This window comes from Criblamydia sequanensis CRIB-18, from assembly GCF_000750955.1.
Classification (GTDB): domain Bacteria; phylum Chlamydiota; class Chlamydiia; order Chlamydiales; family Criblamydiaceae; genus Criblamydia; species Criblamydia sequanensis.
In genome coordinates this window covers 159,707-176,715 of the sequence record NZ_CCEJ010000007.1, presented here as the reverse complement: position 1 = coordinate 176,715, position 17,009 = coordinate 159,707, and the positions used below count along the sequence as shown (strand labels likewise).

Here is a 17,009-nt window from a genome sequence, read left to right as displayed (position 1 = left end):
TTCATGTCTTATCAAAAAGGTCTTGTTCAAACTTTTTATATCTGATAAAGTTTTTAGACTCTAACTATAGGTTGCTCATGCCCTTAACAATAGATCGCATCCACTCAAACGAATGTATTATTGGAATTATCGGCATGGGTTATGTAGGTTTTCCCTTGGCCTTAACTTTTGTCGAAGCCGGTTTCCCGGTAATTGGATTTGATATCGATCAAAAAAAAGTGGAGGCTATCTCCAAAGGAGAAAGCTACTTTAAACATATCCCTGAAAGTAGATCAAGAGAGGTATTCAGTAAAAAATTGCTATCGGCAACAAGCTCTTATGAAGAAATTTCCAAGTGCGATGCCGTTATCATCTGTGTGCCGACACCTTTAGATCATCATTTAGAGCCCGACCTGCAATACATTATTCAAACAGCCGAAGCGATCGCACCGTACCTTGCTCCCAACACATTAGTTTCACTTGAAAGCACAACATGGCCGGGAACTACAGAGGAAGTACTTTTGCCTCTTTTAGAAGCTAAAAGCCAAAGACGCATCGGAAAAGATCTTTACTTATGCTTTAGTCCTGAAAGGGAAGACCCGGGAAATAAAAAGTATGGCACTAAAACCATCCCTAAGCTTGTTGGCGGAGTCGATGAAGAAAGCTTAAGTTTAGCAGTCGCCCTTTATTCCAAAGCAGTTTTACATGTAGTTCCCGTTTCAACGACAAGAGTGGCCGAGCTTGCTAAACTCTTTGAGAATATTTTTAGAAGCGTTAATATCGCTCTCGTTAATGAGCTTAAACTTATTTGCGACCCCATGAATATCGATGTTTTTGAAGTAATTAGAGCCGCCGGCACAAAACCTTTCGGTTTTATGCCTTTTTGGCCGGGGCCCGGTCTTGGAGGCCATTGCATCCCTATCGACCCTTTTTATTTAACCTGGAAAGCGAAAGAGTATGGCATTAGCACAAGATTTATTGAACTTGCCGGTGAAATTAATCGATCCATGCCGAAATACGTCGTCTCAAAGGTTCAAGACTGCTTGAATTATTACAGTAAGTCATTAAAAGGCTCTAGAATCCTAATACTGGGGCTTTCTTATAAATCTGATATCGATGATATGAGAGAGAGTCCAAGTCTTGAACTTATTCATTTGCTTGAGAAAAAAGGCGCCATTTGCGACTACCATGACCCCCTTGTGCCGGAAATCGGATTGAGCCGCGAGTATAATGATTTAGCCGGAAGAATAAGCCAGCCTTTATCCTCAAATTACGATTGCTTCCTTCTTGCAACAGCTCACAGCTCATTTTCCAAAGATGAAATTATGTCTTATGCCGTACCAATTGTTGATACAAGAAATTTTTTACCGAAACAGCGTCTTGTTTTCACAGCTTAAATAATAAGGAAAAAGCCAAACTTATGGAATTCATAGACCTCAAACAGCAATACAATCGTTATAAAGATGAAATTGACCTTAGAATAAAAAATGTTCTAGATAAAGGTCATTACATCATGGGAGAGGAGGTTTTTGAACTCGAGAAAGAACTTGCCGCCTACACAGGATCAAAGCATGCGATCGCTGTCTCATCCGGAACTTGCAGTTTATTCATCGCTCTTCTTGCCCTGGATGTTCAGCCAGATGATGAGATTATTACCGTTCCCTTTACATGGATAGCTTCTTCTGAAGTGATTTCCCTAACTCATGCAAGGCCCGTTTTTGTTGATATTGAACCTGATTATTACAATATCAATGTCAGTTTAATCGAGAAAGCTATCACAAAAAAAACAAAAGGGATCTTAGCTGTCAATCTATTCGGACAAATGGCTGACTATGAAGCTTTAAATGATCTTGCGAAGAAACATAACCTGTTTGTCATCGAAGATGCTGCCCAAAGCTTTGGGTCGACTCAAAATGGTATTCATAGCTGTAAAAAAACGCTTGTTGGCTCAACAAGCTTTTTTCCTGCGAAACCTCTAGGGTGTTATGGGGATGGAGGCGCCCTTTTTACAGATGATGACAAACTCGCCTCTAAATGCAGAGCCATCAGAACCCACGGGGGCGAGATGCGCCATCATCATCCTTATCTTGGATTAAATGGTCGTTTAGATACTTTGCAAGCGGCTATCTTGCTCGCAAAATTGCCTCATTTTAATCAAGAAATAGAAGCCCGTCAAAAACACGCTGAGTATTATAACGAACTCTTAAATGGAATTGTTGAAACTCCGGAAGTGATGGATTCAAATACCCACGTTTATGCTCAATATACTATCCGGGTAGAGGAAAGAGAACTTCTCATTAATGCCCTAAAAAAAGAAGGGATCCCCTCAGCTGTTTATTATCCGAAATGTCTTCATGAACAGCCCGTTTTCGAACATTTAGGCTATAAGCTTGGTGATTTTCCCGAAGCTGAAAAAGCTTCAAAACAAGTCCTTAGCCTCCCTATGCACCCATGGTTAAAGAAAGAAGAGCAAGAGCTCATTGCTGAAATCATAAAAACCCATGCTTCCCATTATCCAATCGAAGCATTACAATGTTGTTAATAAAATAAATTCAAGGGATTCAGTTGTGAAGACAGTAGCTTTATTAGGCGCCGGAAGATGGGGAAAAAATTTAGCCCGTAACTTTTATTCATTAGGAGCGCTTCATACCCTATGCGACCCAAATGAAGCTCTTTTAGATCATTACCAAAAGATTTACCCGGATATTCACTTGACAAGCAACTACACAAGTGTCTTAGCAAATGATGCCATCAAGCAGGTTGTCATAGCAAGTCCGGCCCCTTTGCATTTTTCTCTCGCCAAGCAAGCTTTGGAATCCGGTAAAGACGTTTATGTCGAAAAACCTCTTTGCTTAGATGTAAAAGAAGGTGAAGAGCTCATAAAGATTGCCGATAAGAAAGGCAAAATCCTAATGGTTGGACATATCCTTCAATATCATTCAGCTGTAAAAACACTAAAAGAAATTATTGCAGGAGGAGAGCTTGGAAAGTTGCATTACATAGCCTCCAATAGGCTTAATCTTGGCAGTTTTCGTGTCGAAGAAAATGCTCTATGGAATTTTGCCCCCCATGATATCTCAGTCATTCTTTCAATAGCAGGTCATGTTCTTCCAGAAGACATCACTTGCACAGGCGGCGCTTATATTTCCGAGGGGGTAGCCGATACCACTATGACCACTATGCGATTTAATAACGACCTAAGAGCTCATATCTATGTCAGTTGGCTTCACCCTTTCAAGGAGCAAAAATTAATTGTAATCGGCTCAAACGGCATGGCCGTTTTTGATGACACGAAACCATGGGAAGAAAAACTCGTTCTTTACCGCAACCACGTGAAATGGAGTGGTGGAACTTTTCCGGAAGCGAACCAATGTCCGCCGGAATATGTGAAGCTTCCGCAAGAAGAACCCTTAAAGGAAGAATGCCTTCACTTTTTAAATTGCTGTAGAGATAGAATCACCCCGAAAACAGACGGAAAAGAAGGGGTTCGAGTATTGTCTGTTTTACAAGCAGCTCAAGAAAGTTTAGCTAAAGATGGTATAAAAGTTAGTTTAAATGATTATAAAGCAAGTAAGCCTGCAAGCTATTACGCTCACCCAACGGCTGTGATTGAAAAAACCGCTAACATCGGCGCTAATACAAAGATTTGGCACTTTAGCCATGTTATGGAAGAGACTGTCATTGGCGAAAATTGCAACATGGGTCAAAACGTCGTGATCAGCCCAGGAACTGTAATCGGCAATCGAGTAAAAATTCAAAATAATGTAAGCGTGTACACAGGCGTAACTCTAGAAGATGATGTTTTCTTAGGCCCTAGCATGGTTTTTACCAACATCAAAAATCCACGAAGCGAGATCGTTCGAAAGAAAGAATACATCGCCACCTACGTCAGAAAAGGGGCTACGATTGGCGCTAACGCCACCATTCTCGCCGGCATTGAAATAGGCCGCTACGCCTTTATTGGCGCAGGTTCAGTTGTGACAAAAAGCGTAAAGCCATTTTCAATTGTCGTCGGCAATCCCGCTAAAGCAATAGGATGGATGAGTCAATATGGTGAAAAATTAGACCTTCCCGTCGAAAATGATTCGCCGATTCCTTTAAGAGCCGCTTGTCCAAAAACTAATGAAAGGTACTACCTGCTCGGTAATTCTCTTCTTTCCGAAGACGAAATTACAGAGAATGAGCAAGAACTTCAAGAAATGGCGAAAAACTAGATGCCTATTAATCTGACAACTATTATCGGCGCAAGGCCTCAATTTATAAAAGCCGCTTCTGTCAGCCGTGCTTTAAAGAGCCGTTCCCCTGAAATTAAAGAATCGATCATTCATACAGGCCAGCATTATGACAAAGAGATGTCTGATGTTTTCTTTGAAGAAATGAAAATTCCGAAACCCGATCATTTTTTGGGGATTGGGGGCCTATCTCAGGGGTCTATGACAGGCAGAATGATAGAAAGCATTGAATCCATCTTTCTTAAGGCAAAACCTGATTGGATTTTAGTTTATGGCGACACCAATACAACGCTTGCAGCCTCTCTTGCCGCCGTGAAGTTACATATCCCTATAGCTCATGTAGAAGCCGGACTTCGATCCTTTAATAAAAAAATGCCGGAGGAGGTCAATCGCGTTTTAACAGATCATCTCTCTTCACTTTTATTCACCCCGACTTCTAAAGGAAAAGAAAACCTGTTAAGGGAAGGGGTCTCTCCAAAAAAAATTATAGAATGCGGAGATGTGATGGCTGATTCTGTTTTTTTCTACGCAAAGCAAGCGGAAGAAAAAATTCATCTTCTTAAAGAATTGGATTTAAGCCCGAGAAACTATGTTCTAACCACTCTTCATAGACAAGAAAATACCGATCAAAGCGATCGATTCAGGGAAATTCTTGAGGGTTTATTTTTGGCAAGCAAGGAAAGACGGATTGTTTGGCCTCTTCATCCAAGAACCGAGAAAATTTTAAAAAATGAAAATTTATACGAAAAAGCCTCTCGGTTACTAACTCTTCTTCCCCCTCTTGGGTATCTGGATATGCTGTTTTTGCAAAAAAATGCGCTTGTCATTGCAACCGATTCAGGAGGAGTTCAAAAAGAGGCCTATCTCCTTAAAGTGCCTTGCTTAACTTTGAGAGAAGAAACAGAATGGGTAGAGCTTTTAGAGAAAGGGTATAACCGTTTAGTCCCTCTTTCAAGAGAGGCTATTTTCGAATGCCTGACTACAAAAAATGAATCTTCTATTGAATGGGAAAGTTCTTTATATGGGGATGGAAAAGCTTCCGAAACTATTGTGAAAAACTTGATTCAATTTTCTAAATTAGAATGAAAATTCTTCTCATCACCCGCTATTTTCCTCCCTTGGACAGCATTGCTACGTCAAGAATGGTAAGTTTTGCAAAATACTTAAGCCGCAAAAATTGCTCTCTTACCGTTTTGACAACTTCTAAAAAAGGTCAAGTCAGTATCCCCTTTGCTATGGATTCCTCTCAATTTGAAGTGATCGAAGTTCCCTATTTTGACCCGATAGCATCTCTTGGGATCGATAGGCTGCAAAAAAAAACTTCTTCTTCGTTTTGGGGTCCGCTCAAAAAACAGTTAAAGAGGAGTCTTATTGATTTTTATAGAAGCCATATGAATGAGCGTCTACCTGGCAGAACAGACTTATGGGTTCTAAAAGGGGTTCAAAAATTAAAAGCTTTAAAAAAAGAAGGCTATCATTTCGATAGAATCATTAGCTCCTACGGACCCCCGACAGCTCACATGCTTGGGTATTTTGCTAAAAAAATCTTCAACTGCTATTGGATTGCCGACTATCGCGACCTTTGGATTGAAAATGATCTATACAAGGGACTATGGCCCTTTAAATGGATTGAAAAAAAGATCGAAGGCCGTCTTTTAAAAGAAGCTGAAATGATAACGACTGTATCAAGCCCTTTGCAGCAAACCCTTATACAAAAATTTTATCCGATCCCGGTTCATATTATAGAAAATGGTTTTGATGAAGAGCAAATGTCTAAAGTTAAGGGGGATTATTTTTCACACAAAGAAAAAAAGTTTCGTCTTGTGTATACAGGCTCTCTCTATTGGAAAAAAAGAAATCCCCTTCCGCTTTTTAAAGCTCTTTATGAATTAAAAAAAGAAAAGGTCCTAACCTCGCAAAATTTTGAGCTTCTATTTTATGGGTCTTATACAGGACCTCTTTTAGAAACTATTGAAAAAATGGAGCTTGAATCATTAGTCCGCTACCGTGGTATTGTCGGAAAAGACGAGGCTTTAAGCATTCAAAAATCAGCCGATTGTTTTTTATTTTTAGAATCTCCGGACTCGAAAGGAATACTGACAGGTAAGCTTTTTGAATACCTTTATTTTCCATCGCCCATTCTTGCTATAGGCATCAAAAGAGATTCTACAGCCGCCAAAATAATTGAAAAAGCAAACTCAGGTTTTATAGCTGAAAACTCGGTCCCCTTAATTAAAAATCTCATCATTGAACTTATAAAAGGAGTGTCCTTAACGAAAAATACCTCCTTTATTAATCAATTTTCAAGAGAAGCAAAGGCGGAAAAGCTTTATCAGCTCATTTTATAACCCGCTAAATTTTTTTTTACATGATAGTCATATCCTGCTGCAAAAAATAGAAGCGCCATCACTTTATAAGCTAAGTAAGCATCAAAAAAAATCATGTTAATCGAAAAGGTAAGAATCATCGCTTTCATAGCAAGGGATATTTTAAAGAGCTCTCTAAAGAAAAGGAAATGAAGAATAAGACCTACCACGCCAAGCTCAACTAAAATTCTTAAAAACCCTCCATCAAGTCCTGCAAACGCAAACCCCGGACCTACTCCCATTAAATAAACTTCAGGGTTTTTATAAAAAATTTTAAAAGCATAGCACCATTTATGAATCCGAAGCCACCAACTCGTGTCATAATCGCTAGTTAAAGATACAATTTCATTCCCCATGGGATTATAAAACGTCTCAATCTCATCCCATACATGACGAACAAGTTCTATATTTTGCCATGAAAAAAGGGCTCTGCTTCTATGGTAGATACTTTCGGTTGCTAAAATTCCTAAAATGCCTACAAAAGCTCCCATTACCAAAAAGAAAGCGGCATAAAATTTAGTCACTTTCGAGCCTTTGGTCAAATCCTTTATCACTTTAATGAAAAAGACAAGAAAATGGGAGCAAAGAGCTATTCTTGAGCCTGTTAAGATGACAAGATAAGCTGTAAAAAGACAAAGCCAATAAAAGTACGTATCATAAAAAAATCTCCCCAACTGCCTTCCAAAAAATTGAATTAATTTTTTAGGCGGTTTAGTTGCAAAAAGAAGATAGCAAAAAAGTAAGTTTAGAAAAGCGCCTGTTTCTGAAGGAAAGGAACAAAGCCCTGTTACTCTATCTTGAACATTAGAGAGATAGCCATAATTTGTAAAAGCTCCTATGATTCCGGCTTTTTGCAAAAGCATAAGGCTTGCATTCCAAACGAACAGCTTTTGCATGATCGAGCTTAAAGAAAAATAGTCGTAGCATTGATAGCCAATATAGAAAAAGAGGAAGTATTCCAGTGGCCGGACAGCATAAAATAAGCTTGCTTGGACATCAATAATTCCTAAAAAAACAAAACTTCTATTCAAAAAAAAGGAGACAATGGAAAAGAAAATAATCGCTGCCAAGAAACATTCGATTTTTAAAGGTTCTCGAGAAAGTGCAAAGCTGCCAAATAAATAAATAAAAGCAAAGCCAAGCAAAATCACATCATCAAGGCGAATGCCCGCAGTTTCACTCTCACCCATAGAAATCAAATTGATTTTGGGGATAAATAAAAGCGGCAAAACAAGCCAGATAAAAAAAAGGGTGCTTTTTTTATTAAATACGATGAGGGTCTTGCTAGACATTAAAGATCAACACCGCTGCATATTTTAAAGAGGAGTAGCACATGCCTAAAAGCGATCCCATTCTTTTGTGAATGATGAGCTCATTTCTTGCAGACATCAATCTGTATTTTCGAGCCATTTTTTTTCTATTAGGATCCCATCCTCTGCAATGATAAGCCGCAATTTCCGGCTCATAAGCAAGCTTCCAGCCTTTTTTTTGCATGCGCATGGATAACTCAATATCTTCTTTGTACATAAAAAAACTTTCATCAAAAATATACTCATTTTTAATAAGTACTTCTTTTAGAGCCGTTTTTCTTATAAACATAAGCGCCCCGCAAATGGCTTTTACATACTCTTTAGTCTCGAAGTCTTTGTTTTCAGTTTCCCCTTGCCCTCTATCATACCAATACCCCCAGAAAGTTCTAAATATGCCTGTCGAGTCATATTTACCCGTAGGTTCCTCTTTTGTATTGTCAAAGCCAAGCAGTTTACCGGTCAATATTCCAACCGATTGATTAAGAGGCTTCTCCATAAAATCAATAGCTTTTTCGATAAAGCCAGGCGTTAAATACGCATCGGGATTTAATAATAGTACATAATCAGAAAGAGGATCGACAAATTTTAGTCCGTGATTGTTACCCTTGCAAAATCCCACTTCTTCACCGGCATTATGAATCTGGAACCCCTTAAATCGGAGAAAGGCTTCAAGGTAACTTTTATCCTTTGACCCGGTATCCACAATTAGCACTTCATAGGGTTTGGTCGTCTGATTATTTAAACAAGTGACGGCCTTAGTAAGGAAGGCTTCGCTATCATGGGTGACAATAATAACAGAAACTTTTTTCATTTTGATAAGTAAAGCAATTTTCGGTGTATATTAACTTTTCGCTATTTCAAAGGCTAGGAAGTTTTTCCGTGCTAAAAAAATAGCTCTCTTTCCTATACTCGTTTTAATTTTATTGGAGAGATTTACTTTGAGAATCTTAATTTTGACCGCTTTTTTTCCCCCTCAAAATTCAATTGCATCACTCCGGCCTTATTCATGGGCAAAATATTGGACGCTTCTTGGCCATCAAGTAACGGTTTTAACGCCTGGTAAACAGATAAGCAGCACGGACTTGGATTTTGAAAATCCCGGATACAGTGTGATTGAAGTCGATCTTCCTTCCTGGCTTAGGCGATTAAAACATTCATATCAAGGGGAGCCGCCGCAAATTAAAGATTCAACCCGCTTCTTTTCAATAAAAAATTATTTAAAAAGAAAGGCTGTTGCTTTTTTTAACACCCTTCGTCACTCAAAAGGGATTTTTAACTCGTGCCGCATGCCAGATTTTTTGGATTTCTGGAAAAAAAGAGCCTGGGATGAACTATCTAAAGAAGAACCTTGGGATCTTGTGGTCAGCACATCGGGCCCTTATACGGTTCACTTTTTAGCAGACAAGCTCAAAAAGAAGAAACTTGCTAGAGCTTGGATTGCAGATTTTAGAGACACTTGGAGTAATAGCTTTATTTACCCCGGAATATTTCCCTTTAATTTACTTGAGCCCTATTTTGAGAAAAAGCTCATGAAAAATGCGGATTTCATAACGACGGTCTCCTCTCCTTTTGCAAGCGTTCTTGAAAAATTACATGGACTTAACAAGGTTCATGTCATTGAAAATGGATTTGACCCGGAGGATTTAAAAACCCTGGATAAACGCCCCATTTTTCCACAGGATGGGAAACTTAGAATTGTCCATACGGGGACGATTTACCTTGGAAAAAGAGACCCAAGTCCCCTTTTTGCAGCTATTGAAAAGATCGCCTCCTCTCCTTCGAGTCGACCTTTACTTAATAAACTGGAAGTCTTATTCCCAGGACCTTATCAAGCAAACCTAAGCTCTTTAATTGAACAGTATAAAGTTGGGGACTGGGTGAAAATGCCGGGATTTTTAAGCCGTCCTGAGGCTCTTCGAATGCAACGGGATGCGGACTACCTTCTTTTTCTCCCCTGGAATGACCCGAATATTGATGGAGTGCTTACAGGGAAAATTTTCGAGTATTTATTTTCAAAAACGCCCATTTTATCCATAGGTTGCGAAAAAATCGAAGCGTCACAAAAGCTTATATTGGAAGCAAAAGCCGGACTTTCTTTAGGAAATGCCGCCAACATCTATAGTTTTTTACTCAACATTCTTGAGGACAAAAAGGAAAAACCATTACTCGAAAATGACTCTTTTTTAGAGAAATATAAAAGAAATTTTTTAGCCAAACAGTTAATAAACCTAGTAATTGGAGAGAAAAATACTATCTAGGATAAAAAAAGCAACTAAATTTAAATGTTTTTTTCTAAATCTTAACAGAATATTAAAGAACAATATTTAGAATAATTCGATATTATAGATCCTAGTGGAAATAAAAAACTATTTGGATTAAAATTTCGTAATTTTTAATAAAAGAGTTTCTCATGAATTCTACACAACTATCTGAATGCTTCCAAACTGGTAACTATTATAACTTTCCTGAAATGGAACGTTTAATTAACACAGTTATTGAAAACCCCACTAAAGATGTAGAAATCCCCTCTAATCTATTTCAAAACTCGTCTAAAGGACTCTTTTTAGCAACCCTTTCAAAAATTCGCATTTTTTTCTGCTCATTCTGGAAGAAAATCGTATTTCTATTTTCTAAATCAAGAAAAGAAGCTTTTGAAAATGCCATCAAAAAAATTACCGATGCTTACAAAATTAAAAACGAATCAGTTGAAAATATTGTAAATCTTTCTAAGAACTTTTTAAATAGACGGGATGCGTTTAATACTTCAAACGAAGCTTTGGCTCTAAAGAAATTATCAAATGAAACTAAGATTTTAGAAAATCAAGACTCCATAGCTGAAAAAATAGCGGCCAAAGATGAGCTTTTAAGAAGTGCTAAAGATTATAAACAAGCCACCTCCGGCTTTTTTGCTTCTGTTAAAGGATTCATTTCAAGTAAAGCCAAAGAAGAAGCAAAGAAAAAAATTCTATCTTTAGATGAAACTTTTGCTTTTGATAAGCTCGATCAGGTAATTGCAGACCTTGAATCCAATAATGACAAAAGCGATCATCCCTTGCTTGCTTCTATTAGAGAGCTAGAGACTAAATACGAAGAGTTGAACAAAGAAAAAATCTCCTTACAGGAGCAAGAAACAGCCAACAAACAAGTCATCGCGTCTTTAAAAGAAGAAATAGAGGAAGCGCTTCAAAAGATTCAAAGCGATGCCTGTTTAACCAATGCCTGCGGAACTGAAGAAAAAAAGCTGAAAGAGCTCAAAAAAGAATTGGAAGCTCAAGGTCTTTCTGAAGCTGCAGCCCCAACTGTTGAAGAGCATAAACCTCTTGTGGATCTCTATCAAGCAATCGAGCAGCATACCGGTCAAGAAGATATGGCTTTTCTTTGGAAATCTCTTTTCAAGCGCTTTGATGAGGGAACAAAAATTACTTCGTTTATTTGCGACGCAAAAGGAAATTTCGAAATCCATTTAAAAGAATCCTTAGCTATTTGGCTCCCTTCTGAAAGTCCTAAAGGCGGGTCTGTTTTTATTTTAGGAAGCGGTCAAGAGGGAAAACCCACCTCAGTTAAAGGGTCTTTGCATAAAAATAAAATGGAGTTCTCTCAAAATATTTTTTCTTACTGCGACACGGAGTCACCTCTCGGTATCAAACTAACTAATTATAAAGGTATGACTTTTGAGGGCCGCGACAAGATCCATATGGCAGGGTCTGTTAAAGTTTTAGGTTTCGATGCAGGGGGCTCTAAAATTAAGACTTTTCATGAATTAAAAGAGGCTTGGGCAACTTCTGATAAGAGCACTATTATTTCCTCTAAAGAATCGGTTTATCAAAAGTTTCTTGCAGACAAGATTCGTGAAGCAAACAACCCTTAGAGAGCTTCTTTAAAGACGTCGCTATAGTGACTATAGATATCGCTTGCTATTACACAATACGAAGTTAAAGCCTTTGCCGCTTTTTCACCTGCCATGCCGTGAAAAGCAGGAGCTATATAGGCCGCTTTCTCAATTTCTAACCCTTGAGCGATAAAGCTTGCTATAAGCCCTGTTAAAACATCTCCGCTGCCGGCAGTCGCCATTCCGGGATCGCCAAAAGCGCTTATATAAATCTTGTCTTTTATGAATATGAAAGTCGGAGCTCCTTTAAGAATAAGAAGAACCCCTTTCTCTTTGGCATAAAGCTGACACTTTTCAAGAAATTTTTCATCCACAGGTTCTTTTTCCAAGGTTTCTAAAAGCCTTCTCATCTCTCCAAGGTGGGGTGTCAATACACTACCTTTAGGTAGGGGAAAAGCATTTTTAGCTACTATGTTCAAAGCGTCGGCATCAAGGACTAGGGGTTTATCTACTTTTGAGATTAAATCCTTAAAAAATTCCACGACCTCATCTGATTGGCCAAGTCCCGGGCCTATGGCTATGCAAGAGGCTTTATTTAGCTCTAAGGCTAAGGTCTTGCCTTCCTTAACATTGAAAGGGACTTTGATAATTTCATATAAGCTTGCCGCTAATAAATTTTCAATCCCCGCGGGATGGAATAAATGCACCATACCGGCTCCGGATCTTAAAGCGGAGGAAGCGACTAATAAAGAAGACCCCGGCATTTCTTTAGAGCCGGCTACAATCGAAACGGCACCCGCTTCATACTTATGGCGCGTTCTTTTAATTTTGGGGAGGTTATTAAACACATCTTCTTTTGTGATATAAATGTAAGGGCTTTTTACTTCTTCGATTAAAGAATTCGGCAAGCCAAAGTCTGCGTAAGATAACTCACCTATATGTTCAAAGCCCTGATTGATGAAAAAACCGATTTTGGGAAGACCTAAAAAAACAGTTTTTTTAGCCTTTATAGCAGCTCCTTTTACAACGCCTGTATCTCCATTAACCCCGGATGGAATATCTACCGACAGAATAGGGAGCCTTGAAGCATTCGCTTTTTCAATAAGAGAGGCATAAGGCTCTTTTGGAGCTTCTTTTAGACCCGTTCCAAAAAGACCATCGATAATAAAACCGCCTGCCGGTATCGGGAAGTCTTCTTCAGGGTCATAGTGCCTAACTTTAACCCCTTTATTCATTAGGTTCTTCACCTTTTTTTGACAAAGCGGGCTTGCGCTTTCTAAGGGCGACGCAAGAAGCGCTACTATTTGAAAACCTTTTTCTAAAAGAACGCTTGCCGCAACGGCCGCATCCCCTCCATTATTTCCTTTACCGATCAGAAGAAGGCATTTTTTTTCTAATTTTTTTTCATTAACCCAATCAATGGCATGCTGAGAAACTTTCATGCCAGCATTCGACATAAAATCTTCATCTTTATAGCCAAGACCATAGGCGCTCTTTTCCAAGCGGGCCATCTCAGAGGATGAAACGACTTTCATAAGGTTATTCTCTTATAAATGTTCTTCTTTTATCGTTCTTTGCATAAGCTCCATCACCACTTTTTTAATCTGAAGCTTTCCTTGTAAGATGTGATAAACAGCTTCTGTTATCGGCATGGTGATCTTCATTTTTTGACTGAGTTCAAAGGCAGAAATAGTGGCATAAGCACCTTCCACAACCATGCCAATTTTTTCCTTGGCTTGATCGGGTGTATACCCTTCTGCTAAGAGATGGCCGAATCTGAAATTCCGGCTCATCAAAGACCCGCAAGTCAAACAAAGATCTCCCATCCCGGACAGGCCATATAAAGTTTCTGGATGGCATCCTGATGCTGTAGCCAATTTTCTAATCTCATGCAAGCCCCTTGTCATTAAAGCTGCGTGGCAGCTAAATCCAAGGGCTAGCCCTTCCGCAATTCCACAAGCGATGGCAATCACATTTTTTAAAGCTCCCCCGAAAGCCACGCCTTTGATATCGCTATTTGGATAGACTCGAAAATTTTGAGTGCCAAAAAGTTCGGAGACAAAATGCATGACCGATTTTGTGTAAGCGGTTCCGACAACAGAAGTCGGAAGCCCGCGGATCACATCATGGGCAAAACTTGGACCGGATAGCAAACCCACCTGATCCCGAAAGGATTCCCCAAGGACTTGTATGGCAACTTCCGGGAGGATTAAACCGGTTTTTTGCTCAATCCCTTTAGATGTTAAAATTAAAGGACAAGAAGGCATGCCAATAGCTTTAACTTTTTCAAGAACGTTCCTTACCCCGTTTGATGATACCGATTCAATAAGAACATCGACGCCGTCTAAAACTTCATTAAGATTTGTTGTAAAGCTCATCTCCCCCGGAGAGCGATGCCCGGGCAAAAGTTCATGCTCTCGGGTTAGCTGAAGCTGCTTTACCCAATCTTCACGGCTTGACCAGGAAATGACTTCATACCCTTTCGAGGCTAAAAGAGAAGCTAAGCAAAAACCCCAAGAACCTGTTCCTAGGTAGCCAATTTTTAATTTTTTATCAGTTTTTAATAACATTATAAATTCCAAAAAAGTGAAAGCAGCTCGCTTGTTATTAACTTTATTACAATACTAATCTAAGTTTGCTTATAAGCGATTAAAACTTTTTTATCCTTTTAATCCCTTGCGGAGATATAAGCTTTTAAGGGTATGGATCTTTTGTGCCATTTCTTTTTTAATTCAGAAGTCGGGTAATAAAAGGCAGGATCTACTTCAAACGGTTGAATATCAGGAGCTTTTGTCTCTGTGACTGATTCTATTTTTATTTTATCAAGAGCCATTAAATCTTCTTGAACAGTTTTAAGACTTGCATTCCCTTCCTTATTTTTTAAAGGACTGTAGCAAAATTTCCTCTCCTCGAGAAGAAGATCAACCTTTGCATAAGGTAAAACATCAAAAATAAACTTTTCAAACTTCCAAGCAAAAGGTTCTTTACTGATTACGATAGCCTCTTTTTCTCTCGAATAAATGGGAACTGATTTAAAGGCTAAATGCATCGGAAGAGTAATATTGGCAAGAGATTCAATAAAGTTCAGGTCAAAACAAAAGTAACTGATATTGGCATAGGGGAAAAGGAAAGCCCCATTTACTTTGGCTTCATAGAGGTTTTTTGGAAACTCGCTATACTCTACTACTTTTGTTTTATCTTGATCTTGAATAAAGACCCCGACTTTTTCGTCCGGGTCGATCCTTTGGACGCATTTGATGGTGACATCGCTCTTTAACTCCGCCGCCATTCCAACAAGTTCTTTATCAAATGGGTCTGCCAGCGGGTTATCAATCAATATAAATAGCAAATAACGTATTCCTCGTTGTTTCCATTTTGAGAACACGCAGCTTTTATATAAAGCCTGAAGGGAAGATCCATTTCCATCCGGAGCTTTAGCAATTTTACATTTGCTCTCAAGAAATAACGAACCTTGATTATCAAGGACAGGAAGATTGGGCTGAGTAAAGAAATCAAGGTCTTTTTCTTCCATTCCGAAAAAACGGTTTTCTTTAAAAAACTGCTTTGTCTCTTCTTCATTGATAGATGAGGTCATAATAGCCAAAGGCAATTTTTCTTTCGCTTGATCAGAAGCTTTAAGAACTTTTTCAGAAAGAAGCTGAAAGAGGCTTTTTTTTAAGACAGGAGTTACGGGAAATAAGCCTTTAGGATGATCAAACTTAAGTCTTGTTCCTTGACCCCCAGCTACAACAAGACAGCCGACTAGCCCTTTTGATATTAGCTCTTTCCCTTTATCTTCAAAGGATTGATTTGGACTCTGATAGGGGTTTTTAATAGGTTTAAAATTTATTTGTGCCTGAGCGTCATTTCTCGTGCGTAAAATTCTTTTTTGCTCTTTAAGAACGTCAAGATCAAGGTTTTCAATATCTTTTAAAAGCGTTTTTTTGTCCGCATCATTAAGAGATTCAAAATCGATTAAGAGTTTTTCCTCCCCGATACTTTTTAATTTTTGCAGACAGTCTGACGCAATCATATCACTTTAAGAGCTTGATTTGAATTCCGGATCATTTCTAACAAACTTTTATAAACCTCATCTGAGGAAATTTGGGTCATACAACGGAAGTCTATAGGACAAACCCTCTTATAACAAGGTGAACATGAAACCTTCTTTTGGATTACCTTAAAATTACCGTAAGGCCCTGTTTTTATCGTACTTGTCGATCCAAAAAGGGCAAGGACAGGCAATTCCAAGGCAGAGGCGATATGCATAGGTCCGCTATCGTTTGTTAAAAATACGTCCATAAGGGATATAAGCGCTATAAATTCTCTTAAAGAAGTTTTACCTGCCAGATTTATGACTCTTTCTTCATCAAGAGGGTCTACAATCTTTTGGACAAGTTCTTGATTAGCCATATCGCCGAAATAAACAATTTTTAAATCAGGATGGGTTAAAAGCTTTCTTGTCACTTCCTGGAACCTCTCAGGCAGCCAGCACTTTGCCGTTCCATAAGCGGCACCCGGGTTTATACCTACAAGAATATCTTTTTTTGGAATAACCTTAAAACGATCCAATAGGGCTTTAGCTCTAAGAATTTCAGATTCGTCCAAATAAAGGTAAGGCTTAGTTTGAGAGACCGGAATGCCAAGGGGTTCTAAAAGTTTTTTATAAGTTAAAATCTGATGTTGGGCTTCCTTATTTTCAGGGAAATTAAGAGGGACTGTCAATAGCCAAGATCTAAATCTCCCTTTAAAACCGATGCGATTTTTTACATTTCCTCTATAAAACCACCATGCAGAAGAAAAGGAATTGGTGGTAAGTATCCCTAAGTCAAAGCCTCCGAATTTCAAAGGATCAATGATGTCATTTCGCGGCCCTTGAATCCACCCGTTTATTTTTTTAAAACTAAGGATCTCATTGATATTCGGGTCTTTCTCTAATAAGGGAGCTACGTTTGATTGGCACATGGCCGTAATCTCAGCATTTTTAAAAAAATGGCGAAGATCTTTTATGAGCGGGGTGGCCATAATGAGATCGCCTATCCAATTAGGCATGCGAATGATAATTTTCTCAAACTGTTCAGCCTTTAAGTCGATGTGCATCATTAAATTCGCCAAAAATAAAAATTAAAAATTGCTATAGAATAATAGCTTCTACGATTGAGCTTATTTAAACCCAAGTACTGAACTATTATAGGTCACAAATTGGGTTTTAATTCTAGATAAAATTCTTTTTCTTTAGCTGAAAAGGGATTGAAAGTAATATTATTTAAAGAACATAAAGCTTGTATGAAAA

13 protein-coding genes are annotated in these 17,009 nt (G+C 38.5%); 7 read left to right on the top strand and 6 right to left on the bottom strand.

Annotated elements, in window-relative coordinates:
- Positions 1-77: 77 nt before the first annotated feature.
- Genes CSEC_RS07825 through CSEC_RS07805 form a run of 5 tightly spaced genes read left to right on the top strand, consistent with a single transcriptional unit; the run spans position 78 to position 6,559 of the window.
- Positions 78-1,376 carry a nucleotide sugar dehydrogenase gene (locus tag CSEC_RS07825; protein ID WP_041017890.1) on the top strand — a complete coding sequence of 433 codons (1,299 nt, stop codon included), beginning with the start codon at positions 78-80 and terminating at the stop codon, positions 1,374-1,376.
- Positions 1,377-1,399: 23 nt separating this feature from the next.
- Positions 1,400-2,521: a DegT/DnrJ/EryC1/StrS family aminotransferase gene (locus CSEC_RS07820; RefSeq protein WP_053331897.1), complete on the top strand. Its 1,122-nt coding sequence runs from the start codon at positions 1,400-1,402 to the stop codon at positions 2,519-2,521.
- Positions 2,481-4,193, top strand: a complete 1,713-nt coding sequence (locus CSEC_RS13475) for a Gfo/Idh/MocA family oxidoreductase (protein ID WP_079978013.1) — start codon at positions 2,481-2,483, stop codon at positions 4,191-4,193. The genes CSEC_RS07820 and CSEC_RS13475 overlap by 41 nt, the downstream gene beginning before the upstream one ends.
- 6 nt (positions 4,194-4,199) lie before the next feature.
- Positions 4,200-5,297, top strand: coding sequence for a non-hydrolyzing UDP-N-acetylglucosamine 2-epimerase (gene wecB, locus CSEC_RS07810; RefSeq protein ID WP_041017947.1), 1,098 nt, complete (start codon positions 4,200-4,202; stop codon positions 5,295-5,297).
- On the top strand, positions 5,294-6,559 hold the full coding sequence (locus tag CSEC_RS07805; RefSeq protein ID WP_041017889.1) for a glycosyltransferase family protein: 1,266 nt from the start codon (positions 5,294-5,296) through the stop codon (positions 6,557-6,559). The genes wecB and CSEC_RS07805 overlap by 4 nt, the downstream gene beginning before the upstream one ends.
- On the opposite strand, the gene CSEC_RS07800 is transcribed toward CSEC_RS07805, so the two are convergent.
- Positions 6,544-7,869: a hypothetical protein gene (locus tag CSEC_RS07800; protein WP_053331896.1), complete on the bottom strand. Its 1,326-nt coding sequence runs from the start codon at positions 7,867-7,869 to the stop codon at positions 6,544-6,546. The two genes, CSEC_RS07805 and CSEC_RS07800, sit on opposite strands and share 16 nt — an antisense overlap.
- The gene (locus CSEC_RS07795) at positions 7,862-8,698 is read right to left on the bottom strand and encodes a glycosyltransferase family 2 protein (RefSeq protein ID WP_041017888.1); all 837 of its coding nucleotides are present in this window, start codon (positions 8,696-8,698) and stop codon (positions 7,862-7,864) included. Before CSEC_RS07795 ends, CSEC_RS07800 begins: the two co-directional genes overlap by 8 nt.
- A gap of 127 nt (positions 8,699-8,825) precedes the next feature.
- Between CSEC_RS07795 and CSEC_RS07790 the strand changes: the two genes are divergently transcribed.
- Together CSEC_RS07790 and CSEC_RS07785 are read left to right on the top strand one after the other, a co-directional pair.
- The gene (locus CSEC_RS07790; protein WP_041017887.1) at positions 8,826-10,145 is read left to right on the top strand and encodes a glycosyltransferase; all 1,320 of its coding nucleotides are present in this window, start codon (positions 8,826-8,828) and stop codon (positions 10,143-10,145) included.
- Positions 10,146-10,297: 152 nt separating this feature from the next.
- Complete coding sequence (locus tag CSEC_RS07785; protein WP_041017886.1) at positions 10,298-11,755, top strand: coiled-coil domain-containing protein; 1,458 nt, start codon at positions 10,298-10,300, stop codon at positions 11,753-11,755.
- Here the strand turns inward: CSEC_RS07785 and CSEC_RS07780 are convergent.
- The 4 genes from CSEC_RS07780 to waaF all read right to left on the bottom strand — a co-directional run bounded on the left by CSEC_RS07780 (position 11,752) and on the right by waaF (position 16,819).
- Positions 11,752-13,251, bottom strand: coding sequence for a bifunctional ADP-dependent NAD(P)H-hydrate dehydratase/NAD(P)H-hydrate epimerase (locus CSEC_RS07780; protein ID WP_041017885.1), 1,500 nt, complete (start codon positions 13,249-13,251; stop codon positions 11,752-11,754). The genes CSEC_RS07785 and CSEC_RS07780 overlap by 4 nt on opposite strands.
- Positions 13,252-13,263: 12 nt before the next feature.
- Positions 13,264-14,286, bottom strand: coding sequence for an NAD(P)H-dependent glycerol-3-phosphate dehydrogenase (locus tag CSEC_RS07775; protein ID WP_041017884.1), 1,023 nt, complete (start codon positions 14,284-14,286; stop codon positions 13,264-13,266).
- 98 nt (positions 14,287-14,384) lie between these two features.
- Complete coding sequence (locus tag CSEC_RS07770; protein ID WP_053331895.1) at positions 14,385-15,749, bottom strand: UTP--glucose-1-phosphate uridylyltransferase; 1,365 nt, start codon at positions 15,747-15,749, stop codon at positions 14,385-14,387.
- The gene (gene waaF, locus CSEC_RS07765; protein ID WP_041017883.1) at positions 15,746-16,819 is read right to left on the bottom strand and encodes a lipopolysaccharide heptosyltransferase II; all 1,074 of its coding nucleotides are present in this window, start codon (positions 16,817-16,819) and stop codon (positions 15,746-15,748) included. The genes CSEC_RS07770 and waaF overlap by 4 nt, the downstream gene beginning before the upstream one ends.
- Positions 16,820-17,009: the final 190 nt, after the last annotated feature.